The 19,574-nt window shown below is 69.8% G+C and carries 25 protein-coding genes; 10 read left to right on the top strand and 15 right to left on the bottom strand.

The window, feature by feature from the left end:
- Positions 1-28 precede the first annotated feature (28 nt).
- From ABZ795_RS09175 to ABZ795_RS09165, 3 genes are all read right to left on the bottom strand, one after another.
- Positions 29-994, bottom strand: coding sequence for a carbohydrate ABC transporter permease (locus ABZ795_RS09175; RefSeq protein ID WP_357529908.1), 966 nt, complete (start codon positions 992-994; stop codon positions 29-31).
- 1 nt (position 995) lies between these two features.
- A complete protein-coding gene (locus tag ABZ795_RS09170) occupies positions 996-2,048 on the bottom strand; it encodes a sugar ABC transporter permease (RefSeq protein WP_357529907.1) in 1,053 nt (350 codons plus the stop codon).
- A 73-nt stretch (positions 2,049-2,121) separates the two neighbouring features.
- Positions 2,122-3,477, bottom strand: a complete 1,356-nt coding sequence (locus ABZ795_RS09165; protein ID WP_357529906.1) for an ABC transporter substrate-binding protein — start codon at positions 3,475-3,477, stop codon at positions 2,122-2,124.
- Between the two features lie 252 nt (positions 3,478-3,729).
- On the opposite strand from ABZ795_RS09165, the gene ABZ795_RS09160 reads away from it, so the two are divergent.
- Entirely contained in the window at positions 3,730-4,530 is an 801-nt protein-coding gene (locus ABZ795_RS09160; protein WP_327024389.1) for a peptidoglycan DD-metalloendopeptidase family protein, read from the top strand.
- A gap of 52 nt (positions 4,531-4,582) precedes the next feature.
- On the opposite strand, the gene ABZ795_RS09155 is transcribed toward ABZ795_RS09160, so the two are convergent.
- The 5 genes from ABZ795_RS09155 to ABZ795_RS09135 all read right to left on the bottom strand — a co-directional run bounded on the left by ABZ795_RS09155 (position 4,583) and on the right by ABZ795_RS09135 (position 7,292).
- On the bottom strand, positions 4,583-5,083 hold the full coding sequence (locus tag ABZ795_RS09155; protein WP_327024390.1) for a TspO/MBR family protein: 501 nt from the start codon (positions 5,081-5,083) through the stop codon (positions 4,583-4,585).
- A 176-nt stretch (positions 5,084-5,259) separates the two neighbouring features.
- Positions 5,260-5,403 (bottom strand): GPGG-motif small membrane protein, encoded by a 144-nt coding sequence (locus tag ABZ795_RS09150; protein WP_007464364.1) that lies wholly within the window; start codon positions 5,401-5,403, stop codon positions 5,260-5,262.
- Positions 5,394-6,170, bottom strand: a complete 777-nt coding sequence (locus ABZ795_RS09145) for a metallophosphoesterase (protein WP_357529905.1) — start codon at positions 6,168-6,170, stop codon at positions 5,394-5,396. Before ABZ795_RS09145 ends, ABZ795_RS09150 begins: the two co-directional genes overlap by 10 nt.
- A gap of 10 nt (positions 6,171-6,180) precedes the next feature.
- Entirely contained in the window at positions 6,181-6,453 is a 273-nt protein-coding gene (locus ABZ795_RS09140) for a hypothetical protein (RefSeq protein WP_327024393.1), read from the bottom strand.
- Positions 6,450-7,292 carry a nucleotidyltransferase family protein gene (locus ABZ795_RS09135; RefSeq protein WP_327024394.1) on the bottom strand — a complete coding sequence of 281 codons (843 nt, stop codon included), beginning with the start codon at positions 7,290-7,292 and terminating at the stop codon, positions 6,450-6,452. The genes ABZ795_RS09140 and ABZ795_RS09135 overlap by 4 nt, the downstream gene beginning before the upstream one ends.
- On the opposite strand from ABZ795_RS09135, the gene ABZ795_RS09130 reads away from it, so the two are divergent.
- A complete protein-coding gene (locus ABZ795_RS09130) occupies positions 7,276-7,944 on the top strand; it encodes a thymidylate kinase (RefSeq protein WP_327024395.1) in 669 nt (222 codons plus the stop codon). The genes ABZ795_RS09135 and ABZ795_RS09130 overlap by 17 nt on opposite strands.
- Here ABZ795_RS09130 and ABZ795_RS09125 read toward each other — a convergent pair.
- Complete coding sequence (locus tag ABZ795_RS09125; RefSeq protein WP_357529904.1) at positions 7,929-8,624, bottom strand: SDR family NAD(P)-dependent oxidoreductase; 696 nt, start codon at positions 8,622-8,624, stop codon at positions 7,929-7,931. The two genes, ABZ795_RS09130 and ABZ795_RS09125, sit on opposite strands and share 16 nt — an antisense overlap.
- A gap of 472 nt (positions 8,625-9,096) precedes the next feature.
- Between ABZ795_RS09125 and ABZ795_RS09120 the strand changes: the two genes are divergently transcribed.
- On the top strand, positions 9,097-10,086 hold the full coding sequence (locus tag ABZ795_RS09120) for a sigma-70 family RNA polymerase sigma factor (protein ID WP_357530018.1): 990 nt from the start codon (positions 9,097-9,099) through the stop codon (positions 10,084-10,086).
- Between the two features lie 100 nt (positions 10,087-10,186).
- Here the strand turns inward: ABZ795_RS09120 and ABZ795_RS09115 are convergent, their stop codons facing one another.
- Entirely contained in the window at positions 10,187-11,158 is a 972-nt protein-coding gene (locus ABZ795_RS09115) for an NlpC/P60 family protein (protein WP_357529903.1), read from the bottom strand.
- Between the two features lie 451 nt (positions 11,159-11,609).
- Here ABZ795_RS09115 and ABZ795_RS09110 point away from each other — a divergent pair, with 451 nt between their 5' ends.
- Positions 11,610-12,140, top strand: a complete 531-nt coding sequence (locus tag ABZ795_RS09110) for a DUF6232 family protein (RefSeq protein WP_327024399.1) — start codon at positions 11,610-11,612, stop codon at positions 12,138-12,140.
- Positions 12,141-12,151: 11 nt separating this feature from the next.
- Here ABZ795_RS09110 and ABZ795_RS09105 read toward each other — a convergent pair whose 3' ends face one another.
- Positions 12,152-12,481: a DUF3817 domain-containing protein gene (locus tag ABZ795_RS09105; protein WP_327024400.1), complete on the bottom strand. Its 330-nt coding sequence runs from the start codon at positions 12,479-12,481 to the stop codon at positions 12,152-12,154.
- 23 nt (positions 12,482-12,504) lie between these two features.
- Complete coding sequence (locus ABZ795_RS09100) at positions 12,505-12,951, bottom strand: hypothetical protein (protein ID WP_327024401.1); 447 nt, start codon at positions 12,949-12,951, stop codon at positions 12,505-12,507.
- Positions 12,952-13,141: 190 nt separating this feature from the next.
- Here ABZ795_RS09100 and ABZ795_RS09095 point away from each other — a divergent pair, with 190 nt between their 5' ends.
- Genes ABZ795_RS09095 through ABZ795_RS09085 form a run of 3 tightly spaced genes read left to right on the top strand, consistent with a single transcriptional unit; the run spans position 13,142 to position 14,296 of the window.
- A complete protein-coding gene (locus tag ABZ795_RS09095; protein ID WP_327027456.1) occupies positions 13,142-13,399 on the top strand; it encodes a DUF6158 family protein in 258 nt (85 codons plus the stop codon).
- Positions 13,399-13,713 (top strand): SRPBCC family protein, encoded by a 315-nt coding sequence (locus ABZ795_RS09090; RefSeq protein ID WP_357529902.1) that lies wholly within the window; start codon positions 13,399-13,401, stop codon positions 13,711-13,713. The genes ABZ795_RS09095 and ABZ795_RS09090 overlap by 1 nt, the downstream gene beginning before the upstream one ends.
- Positions 13,714-13,756: 43 nt before the next feature.
- Complete coding sequence (locus tag ABZ795_RS09085; protein WP_327024403.1) at positions 13,757-14,296, top strand: DUF1360 domain-containing protein; 540 nt, start codon at positions 13,757-13,759, stop codon at positions 14,294-14,296.
- A 71-nt stretch (positions 14,297-14,367) separates the two neighbouring features.
- Here ABZ795_RS09085 and ABZ795_RS09080 read toward each other — a convergent pair whose 3' ends face one another.
- From ABZ795_RS09080 to ABZ795_RS09070, 3 genes are all read right to left on the bottom strand, one after another.
- Complete coding sequence (locus ABZ795_RS09080) at positions 14,368-14,568, bottom strand: hypothetical protein (protein ID WP_357530017.1); 201 nt, start codon at positions 14,566-14,568, stop codon at positions 14,368-14,370.
- Between the two features lie 56 nt (positions 14,569-14,624).
- Positions 14,625-14,867: a hypothetical protein gene (locus tag ABZ795_RS09075; RefSeq protein ID WP_357530016.1), complete on the bottom strand. Its 243-nt coding sequence runs from the start codon at positions 14,865-14,867 to the stop codon at positions 14,625-14,627.
- A 244-nt stretch (positions 14,868-15,111) separates the two neighbouring features.
- On the bottom strand, positions 15,112-16,230 hold the full coding sequence (locus tag ABZ795_RS09070) for a 3-deoxy-7-phosphoheptulonate synthase (RefSeq protein ID WP_357529901.1): 1,119 nt from the start codon (positions 16,228-16,230) through the stop codon (positions 15,112-15,114).
- Positions 16,231-16,601: 371 nt separating this feature from the next.
- Here ABZ795_RS09070 and ABZ795_RS09065 point away from each other — a divergent pair, with 371 nt between their 5' ends.
- The 3 genes from ABZ795_RS09065 to ABZ795_RS09055 all read left to right on the top strand — a co-directional run bounded on the left by ABZ795_RS09065 (position 16,602) and on the right by ABZ795_RS09055 (position 19,532).
- Positions 16,602-16,817, top strand: a complete 216-nt coding sequence (locus tag ABZ795_RS09065) for a hypothetical protein (RefSeq protein ID WP_357529900.1) — start codon at positions 16,602-16,604, stop codon at positions 16,815-16,817.
- 76 nt (positions 16,818-16,893) lie between these two features.
- Entirely contained in the window at positions 16,894-18,186 is a 1,293-nt protein-coding gene (locus ABZ795_RS09060; protein ID WP_357529899.1) for a pitrilysin family protein, read from the top strand.
- A complete protein-coding gene (locus tag ABZ795_RS09055) occupies positions 18,183-19,532 on the top strand; it encodes a pitrilysin family protein (RefSeq protein WP_357529898.1) in 1,350 nt (449 codons plus the stop codon). The genes ABZ795_RS09060 and ABZ795_RS09055 overlap by 4 nt, the downstream gene beginning before the upstream one ends.
- The last annotated feature ends 42 nt before the right edge of the window (positions 19,533-19,574 follow it).

The following is a 19,574-nucleotide window of genomic DNA, read 5'->3' as shown; positions in this document are numbered from 1 at the left end:
CACCTCAGGCGGCGGCACCACCGGTGGGTCAACCCTTGACGCTGCCGGCGAGCAGCCCTCGAACGAAGTAGCGCTGCAACGACAGGAACACGATCAGCGGTACGACGATCGAGACGAAGGCCCCGGCGGTCAACCGTTGCCATTCGTTGCCCCGGGTACCGGCCAGTTCGGCCAACCGCACCGTCAGGGGTGCGGTGACCTCGCTGCCCCCGGCGAAGATCAGCGCCACCAGCAGGTCGTTCCAGACCCAGAGGAACTGGAAGATGGCGAACGCGGCCAGGGCGGGTGCCACCAACGGCAGGACGATGGTGCGGAAGATCTTGGGGTGGGTGGCCCCGTCGACCCGGGCCGCCTCCATCAGGTCCCTGGGCAGTTGCGAGATGAAGTTGTGCAGCAGGAACACCGCGAACGGCAGCGCGAAGCAGGTGTGGGCGAACCACACCTGGGCGAAGTTCTGCGCACCGTCGAGGTTCCAGGCGGGCATCAGGGTGATCCCGCCCAGGTTGACTCCGCGCGAGAAGAAGCTGAGCAGCGGCACCAGGGCCATCTGCAACGGCACGATCTGGAGCGCGAAGACGGCGATGTAGAGCCAGTCCCGGCCGCGGAAGTTGATCCAGGCCAGGGCGTACGCGGCCAGGGCGGCGAACGCCAGCGGGAACAACACCGATGGGATGGTGATGACCAGCGAGTTGACGAAGTAGTTGGCCAGTTGCCCGGAGGAGGCGTTCTGCCCGAACAACACGTCCTGGTAGTTCTGCAGGGTGAACTGCGGGTCCCGGAAGGCCGTCCACCAGCCGGTGGTCTTCAGTTCCGCCTCCGGTCGGAAGGAGGAGATGAACAGGCCGAAGGTGGGGAGGGTCCAGACCACCGCGATGACGATCGCGGCCACGGTCGCCGTACGGCTGTTGAGCCGCTTGCGGACCCGTGACGCCCGGGTGGAACCCTTGTCGTCCTGCTGGGCACCGACCGCGGCCGGGGGAGTGGTGGTGGTCATCTCAGCCCTCCCGTCGCTGCTGACGCAGGTTCCGGATCTGGAAGATCACGATCGGTACCACCAGGAGGAAGAGGAACACCGCCAGCGCGGAGCCCTGCCCGTTCTGGCCGTACCGGAACGCCTGGTTGTACATCTCGTTGGCGATCACGCTGGTGTCGTAGTTGCCGTTGGTCGTGGTACGCACGATGTCGAAGACCTTCAGCGTGGCGATCGAGATGGTGACCACCACGACGATCAGCGCGGGCCGGATGCTCGGCATGGTGATCTGCCAGAACATCTGCCACGGGGTGACCCCGTCGAGGCGGGCCGCCTCCACGATGTCCGCGGGAATGGACTTGATCGCTGCGGAGAGCACCACCATGGCGAAACCGGCCTGGATCCACACCATGATCACGATCAGCAGCAGGGTGTTCAGCGGTGAGTCGAGCAGCCACTGCCGGGGTTCGCCGCCGAGGCTGACCACGATCTGGTTGAGCAGGCCGATCTGTTCCTGGTCCTCGCCCCGGTAGGCGTAGACGAACCGCCAGATGATGCTGGCGCCGACGAAGGAGATCGCCATCGGCATGAAGATCAGGGACTTGGCGAGGGCTTCCATGCGGGCCTTGTCCACCAGCACCGCGTAGATCAGACCGATGGCGGTGGCGGCCAGCGGCACCAGGGTCACCCAGATCAGGGTGTTGAGCAGCACCCGGACGATCGCGTCCTCGGCGAACATCCAGCGGTAGTTGTCCAGGCCGACCCAGTTCTGGCTGCCACCGTCCATGAAGGACAGCAGGGTGGTCCGCAGCGCCGGGACCACCAGACCGATCAGCAGCAGCAGCACCGCCGGCATCAGGAAGAACAGCGCGAAGAAACCCTCGCGGGGCTTGGTCCGCCGGGGCATCGGCCCCCCGCCGGCGTACGCGGCCAGCACCTGCGCCTCGCGGCGCCGGGCGAAGTAGGACGGCACCGCGTCGAGTACGAAGAGCAGGCCGCCGACCACCACTGCGAAGGCGACCAGCCCCCACAGCAACATCATCATCTTCGGCGCCTGGTCGGCGAAGTCGAAGTTCATCAACCCTCCCAGGGGTTACTCCACGGAGCAGGTGGGCCGGTCCGCTGCTCGCGGACCGGCCCCACCGCTGGAATTACTTCCAGCTGCTCTCGATGCCCTGGAGGACGCTGGCGGTGTCCTTACCGTTGATCCAGTCGATCATGCCCTTCCAGAAGGTCCCGGCGCCGACGGCGGCGGGCATCAGGTCGGAACCGTCGAACCGGAAGACCGAGCTGTCGTCCTGGAGGATCTCCACGGAGAGCTTGTCGATCGGGTTGCTGACGTTGGCCAGGTCGAGCTTGTTGTTCGCCGAGACCCAGTCGCCGATCTTCGCGCGGCTGTTGGCGTGCTCACCGGAGGCCAGGTAGGTCTGCACCGCCTGCACCTCGGGACGGTCGGCGAAGGCTACGACGAACTCGCCGCCACCCAGCACCGGCTTGCCCCGGGAGGGGTCGATGGCCGGGAAGTAGAACGCGAACACGTCGCCGTCCTCGGCCACCTTGGTGTTCTCCGGCCACTGGTTGGCGTAGAACGACGCCTGCCGGTGCAGGGCGCACTTGCCGGAGGTGATCGGGATGCCGCCCTCCTGGAAGGAGGTGGTGGCGATGCTGCGGACCCCGCCGTAGCCGCCGTTGACGTACTTCTCGTTCTTCAGGATGGTGCCGGCCCGGTCTAGGGCGTCGGCGATCCGCGGGTCGTTGAACGGGATCTCGTGGGTCGTCCACTGGTCGTAGACCTCGGGGGTCTGCGTACGCAGCAGGACGTCCTCGATCCAGTCGGTGGCCGGCCAGCCGGTGGCGTCACCGGACTCGATGCCGGCGCACCACGGCTTGGTGCCGCTGTCAGCGATGGTGTCGCTGAGCTTGATCATTTCTTCCCAGGTGGTCGGGACCGACCAGCCCTTCTCCTGGAACGTCTTCGGCGAGTACCAGACGAACGACTTCACGTTCGAGCCCAGCGGCGCACCGTAGAAGGTGCCGCCGACCGTGCTGTACTTCAGCCAGTCGGCCGGGTAGTTCTCCTCGGCCATCGCCTTGGTGTCGGCGCTGGCGGCCTTGATCTGGCCCCGCTCGGCGAAACGCTGAATCAGACCGGGCTGCGGGATGAACGCGAGGTCGGGCGCGTTTCCGCCGTCGGCGCGAACCGGCAGCTGTGCCTCGAAGTCACCGGCACCCTCGTGACTGATGTCGATGCCGGTGCACTCTTCGAACTGCTTCCACGACTGGTCGAGGCGGTCGGCCTCGATATCGCGGATTGACGAGTAGATGGCCACCTTCTTGCCGCTGTGGCCCTGGTACTTCTCGTACGGGGCGCACTCGGCAGAATCGGCGTTGTTGTTGGTGGTGCCGCTGTTGTCGCTGCTTCCGGTGCCGCACGCGCCGACGCCGAGCGCCAGCCCGAGCACGCCAGCGATCGCGAGGGCCTGGCGTGGCCTGGCAAAGACCGCCATGCCGTCCTCCTTTCTAGCCGGCGCTGACCGGACACATCCGGTCAACATGACGCCGGTCCGATGGGGCGTTTTCACATGTAAGCGCTTGCATCCAGTGGGGTCCACCCCTGGACGGGACACGGACAAGTAACAATCCCGAAACCCGTCGATCGGGCCGGTCGGGTTCTCCGCGAATACTCGGTCTATCGATATCCGAGGATTCCTGCCAGGCTTGTCCAAACCATTGACAGGTTTCGACGTCGGAGGTGCTAGATGCATGATCGATGGCTGCGCCCCATCACCGCCCGGTTACTGGCGGCGGGTGCCCTGCTGATGTTGTTGGTCGCAGGGTTCCTGCTGCCGGCCTCGCCCGCGATGGCGGCGCCGACCTTCCGGGTGCCCTTCCCTTGTGGCCAGACCTGGTCCGGGCAGACCCGCAGCGGCCACAGCCCGGCCAACGCCATCGACTTCAACCGCACCGACGACCTGGGTGACCCCGTGGTGGCCAGCGCCCCCGGCACGGTAGACCGGGTGACCGACCTGGGCGGCAGCAGCTACGGAAAATACGTCCGGATCAACCACGGCAACGGCTATCACACCTACTACGCCCACCTGCGGGGCTTCAATGTCTCCGTCGGTCAGTCCGTGGGCTACGGCAAGGTGATCGGCTGGGTCGGCAACACCGGCAATTCCAGCGGCCCCCACCTGCACTACGAGCAGCGGCTCAACGGGGCCGACATCAAGGTCCGGTTCAACGGAACCCTGGCGCTGTACTGGGGCACCAGGAACTACACCAGCGGCAACGGCTGCTCCTCGGCCACCGGCTCCGGCACGGTACGCACCGCCGGTGCCAATCTGACCGTCCGCTCCGGCCCGGGCACCGGCTACTCGGCGGTCGACTCCCTGGCCACCGGTACGAAGGTCACCATCAACTGTCAGACCAACGGCACCACGGTGACCGGCACCTACGGCACCAGTTCGATCTGGAACCGGATCGGCGCCGGCCGCTTCATCGCGGACGCGTACACCTACACCGGCTACGACGGGTTCATCCCGAACGTGCCCCGCTGCTGACTCCTCGACCGCCTGGGCGCGGTGCGGCTACCCGCCGCGCCCAGGCGGGAGGTCACCCGTTGAGCTGCCAGATCGAGTAGTTCAGGGCGGCGGCGAAGGTCACCCAGGCCCAGTAGGGCAGCAGCAGGGCCGCCGCCAGCCCGCTGACCCGCCGGAACAACAGCACGGTGACCCCGATCGCCACCCACATCACCAGGATCTCGGCGAAGGCCAGGCCGTACTGGCCGGCGCCGAAGAACAGCGGGGTCCAGGCGGCGTTCAGCAGCAGCTGCACCACCCAGGCGATCAGGGCGGGGCCGAGACCCACCCGACGCCAGACCAGCCAGCCGGACACCGCGATCATCACGTAGAGCACGGTCCACACCGGCCCGAACAGCCAGGAGGGTGGTGCCCAGCCGGGTTGGTCCAGGCTGGCGTACTCGGCCGTGGTGCCGGTGACGGCCAGGCTGCCCAGGGCCGCTGCGGCGAACACGGCCAGCCCGAAGCCGGCCAGCGCCCACCACTGTCGCGCACCGCCGGTGGGCCGTTCGGTCTGTGCCGTAGTCATCCGCATGAGGGCTGCTTCTCCGCCCCGGAGGGTTGGCAAACCTCAGGGTCGCATGTCGGACACCGCAGGGAGGGTGGACAGCACGCCGGGGTCGCCATGCCCGGTGACTCCAGTCGGGAGGACGGAGTTCCGGTCATGACGACCCCGGCGGGTCCGGTGTGGGCGACGTCGTCGTCGCCACGTCAATTGAAGATGCTGACACCGCCCGGGCCGACGAGAAGACCGACCACGATGAGGACGATGCCCCAGAGAATCTGCCGCCGGAACAGCGCGAGGATGCCGGCAACCACCAGTACGACTGCGAGAATCCAGAGAATCAGCTCCATGGTTGCGCAGTACCCGATGTTCCGACTGGGGAAACGTCGGCCTGATCGAGACCATCGCCCAGATAGAAGATGCTGTACGCCTGCTTGATCACCGGGTGGGCCACATTGCGGACCCGTACCCCGCCCGGGGTGACCCCCCGCTCCGAGCCGTGGTGGGCGTGCCCGTGCACGGCCAGGTTGGTCGGGGCGTCGTCGATCGCCTGACCCAGCTGGTAGCAGCCGAGGAAGGGATAGATCTCCAAGGGCTCACCGGCCAGGGTGTCCGGCACCGGCGAGTAGTGGGTCAGGGCCACCAGCATGTCGCAGTCCAGCGACCGCAGGGCCGCCGACAGCCGTTCGGCGCTCTCGGTCGTGGTGCGTACGAAGGCCTTCATCTCCGGCTCACCGAAGTCACTGGCGCACCGGCCGGCGAATCCGCCGCCGAAGCCCTTGACCCCGGCCACCCCCAGCCGCCCACCCGCGCAGTCGAGCACCACCCCGGTGCCCTCCAGCACGGCGATCCCCGCCTCCTCCAGGACCCCGACCACCTGCGGTACCTGGTCGCACTGGTGGTCGTGGTTGCCGAGGACGGCGATCACCGGTACCCCCAGGCCACCGAACTCCCGGGCCACGCAACGGGCCTCGGCCTCGGTGCCGTGCCGGGTCAGGTCACCGGCGAGCAGCAGTACGTCGGCACGGTCGGGCAACTCCTCCAGTGCCGGCCGGAACCGACCGACCACGTCCTCGTCCAGATGCACGTCCCCCACGGCGGCGATCCGGATAACCATCGAACCTCCCTCAGAGTTGCTCGATCTCCGTGGGCGCCTGCGTGCGGGTCACCCCGATGTCGCTGTTGATCGACACCTCCGGGAAGCGCTCGGCCACCGCGCGCAGGATCTCCTCCCGCCGGTACGCGCTCTCCACCTCGCCGTACAGCATGAGGCCGCGTTCCGTGCGGACCACGGTGATGCCCTGTTCGGCCACGGCCGGGTCCTCGGAGAGCAGTCGTTGGATCTCCGCCTCGACGTACTCGTCCGGTGGCCCGGCGCCGGGGTCGCGGTACACGGTCACGGTGTTCCCCTCCCGTCGGTCGTGCCGACGAACGGCACGACTTCCAGCCTGTCCAGCAGCACCAGGAACGACTCCGCGTACGGCGAGTGCTGCGTGTCCTTGTGTACCCGCTCCCAGTCGATCTGCTCCCGCAGCGACCGGGCCAACGGCAGACCCCGGGCGAAGTCGCAGTAGTGCTGGGAGAAGCTGAGCAGCTTGTGCACCATCAACTGGGTGGCCGACAACACCGGCATGTGGATGGCGTCGACCGGCCGCACCACCGTGTCCGTGAAGGTCTCCTCGGTCACCGGGGTCTCGATCGGTCGATGGATCAGGTCCACCATCCGGCCGCCGTCGTAGACCTTGACCAGCCAGTCCTCCGGCGGCCGCTCGGCGGTGAAACCGGCGGCCACCAGGGCCTCCAGGGCGGTATCGACATCGGTCTGGCGGATCAGGAAGTCGACGTCGTGCTCGCTGGAGTGCCCGCCGTGGGCGTAGACGGCGAAGCTGCCGCCCAGGGCGAACGGAATGTCGGCCTGCTTGAGCACGGCGGCGACCTTCTTCAGGGTGTGGAGAAGAGTTTCGTCGTCGCGCTCGGCCATCTCGACTCTCCTGTCGACTCGTTCGGGGCACCTCGGGGGTTCCCATCCGTACCCGGCATTCCGCCAACCCACACCTGTCACGCTGTTGGAACACCCCGAACCACCCCTAACCAGTAGGTAACGCGCAGGGGTGCTGCGGGGGTCGGATAATCTGTCGAGGGTGGTCAGTGCGACGAAAGCTCCTCTGCCGGCATGGTCGGCCCCCTCATCCGAGCGCGGTCGGACGAGCCGACTCCGCGCCGTGGCGCTGGTCGGCATCGACGGCTCCGGCAAGACCACCCAGGCACAGTTGCTGGCCGACGCCCTCAGCGCGGCCGGACATCACGCCACCTACCACCGCAATGCGGGCGGCCGACGCTGGTTGGGGCGGGCGGCCCACCGACTGGGTAGGGGGGAGGCCCACCGGCTGGTCGGGCGGGACGGCATGCTGCTGGTGGAGTCCGTACTGCGCTGGTTGGCCATCGCGGCGGCGTTGCTGGCCGGCTGGTTCACCGGTCGGACGGCGGTGATGGACCGCTACGCCGTCTGCCAGTACGCCAGCCTCCGGGCCCACGGTGGGCAGCGCTGGGAGCGGCTCGTCCGGGCGGCGTACCGGATCTTCCCGCAACCGCAGGTGACCTTCCTGATGGCGGTGCACCCGGCGGAGGCGTACCGGCGGATCGAGCGGCGCGGCACCGACCAGGAGAGCCTGACCTACCTGACCGCAGCCGACCACGCCTACCGCACCCTGCCGGAATATCCGACCTTCGTCGTCGTGGACGCGAACCGGCCGGCGGAGGAGGTGGCCCAGGCGATCCAGGCCTACCTGACCGGGTGGTGGGCGGCGCAGGACCAGGCCTGGTGCGGGATACGGGTAGCGAACCCCGTCGCCCCCGTCGCCCCGGTGGCGCCGGCTCAGGCCCGACCGTAGACCGGTACGGCGGCGCCGCTGGTCGGGGCGGACTCCTCGGAGGCCAGGAAACGGATCACCGAGGCGATCTCGGTCGGTGCCACCCACCGGGAATGATCGGCCTGCGGCATGTCCGCCCGGTTGGTCGGGGTGTCGATGATGCTCGGCAGCACGGTGTTGCAGCGCACCCCGGCCGACTTGTACTCCACCGCGACAGCCGAGGCGAAGGCGAGCACCGCGGCCTTGGCGGTGACATAGCCGGCGACCCCCGGGAAGGGGGCCACCGCCGCCCGGGAGGCCACACAGACCACCGCGCCCCCGCCGGCCTCGATCAGACGCGGCAGGGCGGCCCGGGTGACCAGGTGGGTGGGGCGCAGATTGAGGGTCAGCATCCGCTCGAACTCCTCGATCGGGGTCTCGTGCACCAGACCGGCGCTGGCGTAACCGCCGACCAGGTTGACCACGGCCCGCAGCGGCGCCTGGGGATCCCCGGCGGCCACCTCGGTGACCCTGGCCACGTCGTCCGCCTCGGTCAGATCGGCGACCAGCCGTACCGGAGCGTTGCGGCCCGGATCGGGGCTCGGGGTCGGCTGGTGCCGTTGTGGCGCCACCACCCGCCAGCCCGCCTCGACGAAGGTCGCGGTCACCGCGGTGCCCAGCCCGCCGGTGCCTCCGGTGATCAACACGCTGCGTACGGCCATGGGCCACACGCTACTGCCGTCGCCCGTCCCGCGGGTCGGTCGGTGGTGGGGGACGCGAGCCCACGGCGGGGGCAAACCCGGGCATAGAACGGGGGCACGGATTGTTCATCAGGGCGTGGGGTATTACCACCGGCGTGGATGAACCAACCGTTCCGCGTACGCGTGTCTGGCAGTGACCAGCATCGCAGCACGGGGGTGACCCGGGTCGCTGTATCGGTCGGCCGGGCAGTGTTGCCATGGGCGGGTACGGTCAGCGATTCGTCGATCCGTCGACCTCACCGAGGTCCCTGTCTACCAGATCATTCGACAGGGTGCTGACAGCAAACGTGGACCGTGCTCTCAGCTGATTATCAGGCATTCGTGACACTTTCGACCCACGACATGGAATCCCCGATACGTCTCATCTGTTGTGTAGATGTCAGCACCGATGGGCACAGCGGAGGTTACGGGGGAGGGGCTGATGAGCGTGGGGATGGCAAGGAACCGGGCAACCGGCGCGATAGAGGGGACCGTGGGCAACGTGGACAAGAACATCGGGATGCGAACCGACGAGGTTGCCGAGGAGCGCGACCTGGTTGGAGTCTACCTGCACGAGATCTCCCGGACGCCTTTGCTGGACGCCGCCATGGAGGTCGACCTTTCCAAGGCCATCGAGGCGGGCCTGTACGCCGAGCACCTGCTCGGCGAGGACCGCGTGCCCGACGGTGCCACCCGGGAGGAACTGAGCCGACTGGTCGCCGAGGGCGAGCGGGCCAAGGACCTGTTCATCCGCGCCAACCTCCGTCTGGTCGTGTCGATCGCCCGGCGTTACGTCCGCTCCGGGATGCCGATGCTGGACCTGATCCAGGAGGGCAACACCGGCCTGGTCCGAGCGGTCGAGAAGTTCGACTACGAACGTGGCTACAAGTTCTCCACCTACGCGACCTGGTGGATCCGCCAGGCGATCAGCCGGGCGATCGCCCAGCAGGAACGCACCGTGCGGCTGCCGGTGCACCTGGTGGAGGACGTCAACCGGATGCGCAACGTGGCCCGGCAGCTCACCCGTGAGCTGGGTGGTGACCCCGAGCCGGAGCAGATCGCGGCAGCCCTGGGGGTGACCGTCGAGCGGGTCAACGAGTTGGTCCGCTGGTCGCAGGACACCGTGTCGCTGGACACCCCGGTCGGTGACGACGGTGACACCAACCTGGGTGACCTGGTAGCCGACAGCGACGCCCCCTCGCCGGAGGAGATCGTGCTCACCGGCCTGGAGCGGCAGCGCATCGAGGGCCTGCTCAACCACCTGGACGACCGGTCCGCCGGCATCATGCGGGCGCGGTACGGGCTGGAGGACGGCCGGGAGCACTCGCTGACCGAGGTGGCCTCGCGGTTCTCGCTGTCCCGCGAGCGGATCCGCCAGCTGGAGATCCAGGCGCTCGGGCGGCTACGTGAGCTGGCTCGCGCGGAGGGGCTGCAAGCGGCCTGACCTGGTAGGAATGACTAGCGAAGGGCCGGCGTCCGGTAGGGGGACGCCGGCCCTTCGTCATGAGCACCGGCCGGACCAGGTCTGACCGGGGCGCGCGGACTCAGCGCACCCGGCCGTAACCGTAGGGTGCCATCAGGTCGACGGCCCGCTTCTCCACATTCCGCCCGAAGGTGGGTGCGTGGATGACCTGTCCGCCGCCCACATAGATCGCCACATGCCCCAGGCTGCGGTAGAAGACCAGGTCGCCCGGGCGCAGCTCGCTGCGGCTGATGTGGGCGACCACCCCCCACTGCATCCGGGTGTTGTGCGGCAACGACTTGCCGGCGGCCCGCCAGGCGGCGGAGGTCAACCCGGAACAGTCGTAGCCGTTCGGCCCGTCCTGGCCCCACGCGTACGGCTTGCCCAGGGCGCCGTAGGCGTACCGGACGGCTACACCGGCCTGGCCGGAGATGCTGGGGGCGTCCTTGGCGCTGTCCGGCCGGTTGGTGGCACGTTCGGTGGCCCGGCCGTACGCCTGCCGGCGTAGCTCGTACAACTTGGCCAGGTCCCGCTCGATCCGGCGCTTGGCGCTGGTCAGCTCCCGCGACCGCGCGGCCTGCTGAGTGAGGGTCACATCCAGCCGGGTCTTCTCGTCGAGCAGCCGCTGCTGGTCCGCGGTGTAACCGGCGATGGTGGCCTGGCGTTGCCGGGTCAGGTGATCCAGGGTGCCCAGCCGGTCCAGCACGGACGCCGAGTCCCCGCCGTGCAGCAGGGCGTCCACCGCGCCGAGGTTGCCGGTCTTGTATGCCGTGGTGGCCAACTCGGTGACATCCGCGCGACTCTGCTCGGCCTGCTGCTCCAGCGGACCGATCCGCTGCTGGAGTCGGCGTACGGCGGCCTGGTTCTTCTTGATCTTCTCGCGCAGCTCGTTGTGCGCCTCCACCACGTTCTCCAACTCGGTGGAGGCCTTGTCGATCCGCCGGGTCAACTCGGCGGGGGAGGGTTCGGCCCGAGCCACCGTGGCCGGTGCGATCAGCACCAGAGCGAACGCGGTGACGGTCAGGGCCCGCAGCGTGTGTAACAGGGGCGACAAGAGCTTGATGCTCCTCTCCCGTCGCCGACGCGGGCCTGCTGACGCTCCGCGGCGGCACCAGCCCGGTGCCGTCCGGGGCGGACGGCGGCCGACCGGGCCGACTCGCCCAAGGTAGTACGGGACGGGAGTCGGCGGCAGTGAAAGCCGGGACCAATGGTGATGGTGAGACGGAATCAGGTTTGCTTTCGTCGGTAATGAGCCGACATGGAGTGAAAGTGAGAATGGTCCGTTGCGGCACATGACGCCCGGGTCCTGGGGCGCCATATCCGACAAGCCGGAATCGGCATGGTGTTTCCGGCGCCCTGGCCCGCCACCCCGCCGCTGAGCACCGCAAACGGCCAGGCCAGGGTGGCGAGACGGGCACACAATAAGCGCACAGCCGGGATTCCCGCACATCTGCCTCGAGGAGCCGGCCGCCGGTCGCCTCGACACCAGCAGTGGAGGAGGGGCCGTGGAGCGTGAGGGTGCTAGGACACGACCACCCTGGTCACCGGGGGGTACCGCAGGTGGACAACCCACCCTGCTCTACGCCCGACCCGGGATCATCGTCACGGCCGACCGGTTCACGGTCGGCACCACCACTTGGCAGGTCGCGGAACTGACCCACCTGCACACCACCCGGGGGCCCCACGACCGGATGGCCACCCGGGCCGCCCTGGTCTCCGCCGCGGTGATCGTCGGCATCGGGCTGGCCCTGGGCTTCACCGGCGGACTGCAACGGCTGACCGCCGGGGCGTACCTGCTGCTCGGTGCGGTGTTCCTGGTGCCGGTGCTGGTCGCGGCGGCCGGCGACCGGTGGCGACCCCCGGCGTACGAGCTGTGGGGGCAGCGGGCAGGTGCCACGGAGCTGCTGTTCGCCAGCGACGACGAGCACCAGTTCGGCCAGGTCAGCCGGGCACTGCGGCGGGCCCGGGAGATCCACCGCCACGGCGGCTGGGAGGACCCCCTGGCCAACGCCGACCTGTGGCGGCCCCAGCGCTGAGTCGCCGGGGGTCAGCCGGCGACCGGCTGCGGGGCCGGCTCCGGCTGCTCGGCGAGGACCATGGCGCCCACCTTGCGCTCGGCCCAGAAGGAGAGGAAGGGCACGGTCCCGGCCAGCATCACCAGGACCATCCGCTTGAGCGGCCAGTTGACCCGCCGGGACAGGTCGAAGGTGGCTACCAGGTAGAGCATGTAGAGGAAGCCGTGCGCCTGACCGACCGTCTCCACCACGATCGGCTCGTCGAAGCCGTACTTCAACGGCATGCCGATGACGACCAACAGGATCAGCACCACACCGACGATCCAGGCGATCACGCGGTAACGGGTGAGGGCAGCGCGCACTTCTGGTGTCCTTCCGGGCCGGCTCAGCCGGGATAGTCGCCGGGCTTGGCGCCCGGATTGGCGTTCAACCATGACAGGTAGCGGTTGTATGCGGCCAGCTCAGGGTCGTCCTCGCCGGGGGTGTCGACCGTGCGGGTGACCCGTACCGGCCGACCGATGCCCGGCTGTGGTCGTACCCCGGTCGGCCCGGCGGACCGGCCCGCCGCAACGGCCTCGGCCGCCTCGACGACCGCGGAGTCGCCGGTCGCCGACGACGCCGGGGTGTCGCGCAGCGCGTGGCGGACCTCACGCCACCAGACGAAGACCACGAACCCCGCGAAGATCGGCCACTCGATCGCGTAGCCCCAGCTGATGGCGTTGCCGGCGGCGGCCCGACTGACCTGCCACCAGCCCAGCGCCAGGAAGGCCGTCACCAGTACGACCATGGCCGCGTGGCGGGCGATCCACGCCGGGGTCCAGAGCCGCTTCATGGCACCGAGGGTACCGGGACCTCGTTCTTCTCCGACACCGTGTCGTAGTGGTGGCGGTGGTTTGGTCGACCGGGGGGTGGGCAACCGTACAGACGCCAGCCCACTACGGACGAGGGGGCGCGAGATGACAGCATCCCGATCAGCGGACGGATTTCCCCCCGGCGGCACCGAGGTGAGCCCCGAGCAGCGGATGCCGCTGTGGGGTGACGGCCGGGTGGCCGCGGCCAACTCCGGCATCGAACCACTCGGTGTCGACCCGGAGGAGTTGACCGAGGAGGACCTCATCCGCGAGATGGAGAGCCTGCACCGGACCCGGTTGGACACCCTGCGGCACGCCACCGACTCGGCGCTCGCCACCCACCTGCGGCGTACCGCGGAACTGGAGACCGAGTACCTGGCCCGGCACCCCGGTCGGGAGGTCGACCCGACCCGGCTCCGGGAGGTCTGATGGTCTACGCCGAGCGGGGGATCTCCGCACCGCCAGAGGTGGTCTTCAACACCGCTACCGACCCGGACCGGAGTGCCGCCTGGCTGCCCGAGCCGCTGCGATCCGCCGTACGCGAGGGGGACTCGGACGGGCTGCGGGCCCGCTGGCGTTCGCGCGACACGGACTGGACGGCGGAGCTGAAGGTGACCCCGCAGGACACCGGCGGCACCCGGGCCGGGCTGGACCTGTCCGGTGCGGGCCAACCCGACCGGCTGGCCGACGAAGCGCTGGCGAACCTGGCCCGAGAGGTGGCCGACAACCTCCAGGCCGGCTGACCGGCCGAATGAAACAGCTAGAGCCTGATCAGAAGGAGTCCGGGTGAGCTTGCTGAAACAGAAGGTGAACAGGCTGCGCCAGGCGTACGCCCCGCACGAGCATCGCCCGTTGGGCGGGTACCTGGCTGCCATGGGCACCTACGCCGGGGCGGCGGGAGCGATCGCCGCCCTGGTCAGGGCGACCGGACGGACCGTGCCGGAGCGGCCGGCCACCTCCGATGTGGTGCTCCTGTCGATCGCCACCCACAAACTCAGCCGGTTGCTGTCCAAGGACGCCGTGACCAGTCCCCTGCGGGCCCCCTTCACCCGCTACGACCATCCGATCGGCAGCGGGGAGGTGATGGAGCAGGTACGCGACTCCGGCAGCTCCACCCGGCACGCGATCGGCGAACTGCTCAGCTGCCCCTTCTGCCTGGCCGTCTGGGTGGCCACCGGGTTCACCGGGGGTCTGGTGCTGGCCCCCCGACTGACCCGGCTGGTCGCCACCGCCCTGACCGCGGTGGCCGCCTCCGACTTCCTCCAGATGGGGTACGCGATGGCCCAGCAGGGCGCGGAAGGGCGGCACCACGCCGAGCAGGAATGAGCCGTACCGCGAAGAACAGCCGCCGGCCCGGTGATCCGTCCGGGCCGGCGGTGTCTGGGTGCGAAGGCCGGTCAGCGCTGCATTCCCGACCAGCCGCGGGGGGACTCCGGTTCCCGCTCGTCCTCGTCGGCGCCGGTCAGGATGTCGTCGTCGACCGCGGTGGTCTCATGTTCGTTGGCGAAATCCACCTCGGGCAGGGTGTCCCTGCCCTCCGGGGGTTGGGCCAGGGCGGGCATCTCGTCGTCGTGTTGGTCCTCGGCGGGCTGCGACATCACGGTCCTCTCCTGGTCGCCACTGGGTCGGCTGAGGGGGTCGGCCGGTGCGGGGGTCAGCCCGCCGAGCCGCCCAGCAGGTCGGTCACCTCGTCGACCGCGTACTCGCCCTGGGGTAGCGCGTTCAGCCGGGCCAGCAGCTGTGCGGGCAGCTCCGCCGCGAGCGCGCGGCGGTAGATGTCCACCTGGCTGATCCGCTCCTGACCGTGGTAGAGCTCGTCGAGCAACTCCTCCAGGGGGCGGGTGTCCACCGCCTCGACCTCGATCTCGTCCGGCACCGCGGCCAGGGAGCCCGGCAGGTCGGTGGTGGGCGGGTCGATCGCGGCGGTGTCGACCACCGGCACGTCGGCCAGTACGGCCTCCGGCAGGCGGGCCTGCGTCGTCGGCGCGGTGGGTGCCCCGGTCACGGGTACGTCGTCGGTCACCTCGGTGAGCTACCCGCGCCCCCTGCCCCCAAACACCCGTCCCGTCCCGCCCGGGCACACCGCCCCCGCCCCGGCTCGGTCGGCCAGAAGCGGGGAGGGGCGTGCGGGGGTGTCGTCGTCAGGCGGGGGTGGTCAGGACGTGCGGGTCCGCGCTGGGGCGGGTGGCCCGGCGGGCGCGTACCGCGGCGGCGAGTTCGGCGAGCACCTCGTCGGTGGTGTCCCAGCCGATGCAGGCGTCCGTGATCGACTGGCCGTAGGTCAGTTCCCGAGTGGGGTCGAGGTCCTGGCGGCCGGGGACCAGGAAGCTCTCCAGCATGATTCCGACGATGCCCCGCTGACCGGCGGCGATCTGCCCGGCCACGTCGGCGACCACGGCCGGCTGGTTGCGGTGGTCCTTGCCGCTGTTGGCGTGGCTGGCGTCCACCACCAGCCGCTCGGGCAGGCCGGCGGCGCGCAGCAGGTCCAGGGCCCCGGCCACCGAGGCGGCGTCGTAGTTGGGTCGCCCGCCGCCGCCGCGCAGCACCAGGTGACCGTCCGCGTTGCCCCGGGTGTGCATGATCGCCGGGGTGCCGGAGACGTCGATGCCGGGGAAGACGTGGGGCACCCCGGCCGCCCGGATCGCGTCCACCGCGGTGGCGATGCTGCCGTCGGGACGGTTCTTCATGCCGATCGGCATGGACAGCCCGGAGGCCAGCTGCCGGTGCACCTGGCTCTCCACCGTGCGGGCGCCGATCGCCCCCCAGGCCACCGTGTCGGCGATGTACTGCGGGGTGATCGGGTCGAGGAACTCGCAGCCGACCGGAAGGCCGAGGCGAACCACGTCGAGCAGGAGGGCCCGGGCCAGCCGGAGGCCGGAGTTGACATCCCCGGAGCCGTCCAGGCCGGGGTCGTTGATCAGGCCCTTCCAGCCGACCGTGGAGCGCGGCTTCTCGAAGTAGACCCGCATCACCACTAACAGGTCCTCGGAGAGGCGGTCGGCCGCCGTACGCAGCCGGTGGGCGTACTCCAGGGCGGCGGCGGGGTCGTGCACCGAGCAGGGGCCGACCACCACGAGCAGGCGGTCGTCGACGCGGTCGAGGACCTGGGCGGTGGCGCGTCGGCCGGCGACCACGGCCGTGGTCAGCTCCTCGTCCAGGGGGAGTTCGTGGTGCAGCAGCGCCGGGGTGGTCAGCGGTACGACATGGTCGATCCGCTGATCGATGACGCGACGGTTTTCCGGGGTCGTCACGGTGGGCATCCTTTCGCCGACCGCACCCGGTGCCGGGACCCGGGACGAGCCGGCTGCTCGTAGGCAAAAGGGCAGGAAATCCATTCCTGCCCGGCCGGCTCGAAAACGGTGACGTCAGATCATGGTGAGGTCACCGGCTTACGAGCCGGCTGCCTAAACCATCGATACGACCGCGTCACGGTGCCAAGCCTACCCGACGGTGGGTGAGCGCTCACCCACCGGTCGGCAAAGCCTTTCCTCGAAGTTTACCTGCGTCGATGGAGCCCTCGGTAACTTCGCCGACACCGAACGCCGCAATCTGGAGGTATCCGATGGACGCCCTAGCCCGGACGAGATCGTGGCACGAGTGGGGAGCGGGGGTGGGGGGTATGGGAGCAGTCATGAGTGACGCGAAGAGCGATCAGGAGCGAATCGAGTCCCGAGCCCACCTGCTGCCCGAGGAGGCGGCCGCCGGCAGCGAGGATCCCGAGGCCCAGGCCGACGCGATCCTGACCGAGTCCGACATCCGGGAGGAGAACCCGGCAGCCGCCCCGGACACCGTGCTGGAACGGCGTACCTCGGAGCAGACGGTGACCCCGATCGAGCCTCCCGACTGAGCCGAACCTGCGGTGGGGCGCGGCACGCCCGCGTCCCGACCGCACCGGTCGGCGTAGATCGGATAGCGTCGGAGCCATGCCCGACAGCGGTTACCCCTGGCCCATCTCCACGACCCGACTCGACAACGGCCTACGTGTGGTGGTCAGCGAGGACCGCACCGCACCCGCGGTCGCGGTCAACCTCTGGTACGACGTCGGCTCCCGCCACGAGCCGACCGGACAGACCGGTTTCGCCCACCTGTTCGAGCACCTGATGTTCGAGGGCTCGGTAAATGTCGCGAAGACCGAGCACATGAAGCTGGTGCAGGGGGCGGGCGGTTCGCTCAACGCCACCACCAATCCGGATCGGACGAACTACTTCGAGACCGTTCCGGCCGAGCACCTGGAGTTGGCGCTCTGGCTGGAGGCCGACCGGATGGGCGGTCTGGTGCCGGCCTTGACCCAGGACACGCTGGACAACCAGCGGGAAGTGGTCAAGAACGAGCGCCGGCAACGCTACGAGAACGTGCCCTACGGCGACGCCTGGCTGCGGCTGCTGCCGCTGCTCTATCCGCCGGGGCATCCGTACCATCACGCCACCATCGGCTCGATGGCCGACCTGAACGCCGCCGACCTGGCCACCTTCCAGGCCTTCCACCAGACCTACTACGCACCGAACAACGCGGTGCTGACCGTGGTCGGTGACACCACGGTGGACGAGGTGGTCCGGCTGGCCGAGAAGTACTTCGGTGGCCTGGAGCCCCGGGTGGAGATCCCCCCGGCCCCGGACGGCCGCACCGTGCCGGCCACCGGGGTTCCGGCGGTCGAGGAGGTGGTCACCGAGGTGCCGGCACCCCGGGTGTACGTGGCACACCGGACCCACCCCTTCGGCAGCCCCGGCTACGACGTGGTGACCGTGCTGGCCACCGTCCTCGGCAGCGGTCGGGGCAGCCGGCTCTACCAGCGGCTGGCCGACGGCGAACGGATCGCCCAACCGGACCTGGTCGGGGCGTACGGGGTGGATCTGGCGCACGCCCCGGCACCCCTGATCGCCACCGCCACCGCCCGCCCCGGGATCGGCAGCGAGCGGCTGACCGAGGGGCTGACCCAGGTGGTCGACGAACTGGCCACCGTGCCGGTGACCCCCACCGAGCTGGAGCGCGCCAAGGCGTTGCTGACCACCTCCTGGTGGCGGCAGATGTCGACTGTGGATGGTCGGGCGGACGTGCTGGGCCGCTACGCCACCCAGTTCGGCGACCCGGCCACCGCAGCCGAGCGGCTGCCGGCCTGGCAGGCGGTCACCGCCGAGCAGATCGCCGAGGTGGCCGCCGAGGTGCTGACCGCCGACGACCGGGTCACCCTGATCTACCGCCCCGAGGAGAAGCCATGACTCTGATCGCCGAACGTCCCGGTCCGGGCGCGGCTCGTCCGTACCGGTTCCCGCAGGTGGTCCGTCGGACCGTGGCCGGCGGTCAGGTGATCGCCGCGCATCTGCCCGGGCAGAACCTGGCCGTGGCGGTGCTGCTGCTGGACGCGGGAGCGGGCCGGGAGCCGGTCGGCAAGGAAGGGCTGGGCGGGGTGCTGTCCAAGGCCCTGGAGGAGGGTACGAGTCAGCGGGACGCCACCGCGTACGCCCTGGCCATCGAGGCCCTGGGCACCGAACTGGTGACCGGGCTGGACTGGGACAGCTTCCAGGTCAGTGTGCAGGTCCCGGTGGAGCGGCTGGGCGCGGCCGTGGAACTGCTCGCCGAGGCGGTGCGTACCCCGAGGTTGGACCCGGACGATGTGCGGCGGGTCCGGGACGACGAGGCGACGGCGTTGCGGATGGACTGGGCCAACCCCGGCCCGCGCGCCGACGCGGTGCTGCGCGCCGACCTGTTCGGCATCGACAACCGGTTGGGCCGGCCCTTGTACGGGGACCCGGACTCGGTGGCCGCCCTGGACGTCGAGGACGTCACCGTCTTCCACTCGGAGTGGTTCATCCGCCCCGGCACCCTGGTGGTCGCCGGTGACCTGGACCGGATCGACCTGGACGCCCTGGCCGCGACCGCCTTCGCCGGCACCGGGGGTGGGCCGGTGGACCGGGGTGGGCCGATCGAGGTCCCGGTGCGTACCGGTCGTCGGATCATCCTGGTGGACCGACCGGGGTCGGTGCAGTCGACCCTGCGCCTGGGCCACCCCGGGCCCCACCGGGGGCACCCGGACCATGTGCCGATCGTGCTGGCCGGCACGGTGCTCGGTGGCGCCTTCACCTCCCGGCTGAATCACCTGATCCGGGAGGTACGGGGCTACACGTACGGCATCCGGGGGGATTTCGCCTCCTCCCGCCGCTACGGCCGGTTCGCGGTCAGCTCCGGGGTGCAGACCGCGGTCACCGCGCCCGCCCTGGTGGAGTCGGTCGGGGAGATCGCCCGCACCCAGGCCGGTGGGGTGACCGAGGACGAGCTGGCGGTGGCCCGGTCCTGGCGGGCCGGGCAGCTGTCGGTGGAGTTGCAGAGCCCCCGGGCGATCGCCGGGGCCCTGACCACCCTGGCGGTGCACGACCTGCCGGACGACTACCACGCCCGGCTGCGTCAGGCCCTGCTCGACGCCGACGTGGCGCAGGTCTCGGCCGCCGCCGCCACCCACCTGTACCCGGAGGCGCTGACCCTGGTGGTGGAGGGGGACGCCGCCCTCATCCGGGACGAACTGGTGGCCACCGGGCTGGGGGAGGTGATCGACCACGCGTCGGCGTAGCCGATGTGATGTCGGTCGCCGATGGGTGGGAAAGCGTTCCCA

The organism is Micromonospora sp. NPDC047134 (genome assembly GCF_040643455.1).
In the GTDB taxonomy this organism is placed as follows: Bacteria; Actinomycetota; Actinomycetes; order Mycobacteriales; family Micromonosporaceae; genus Micromonospora.
Note: the sequence above shows the minus strand (reverse complement) of the source record. Positions and strands in the feature narration are given on the sequence as shown.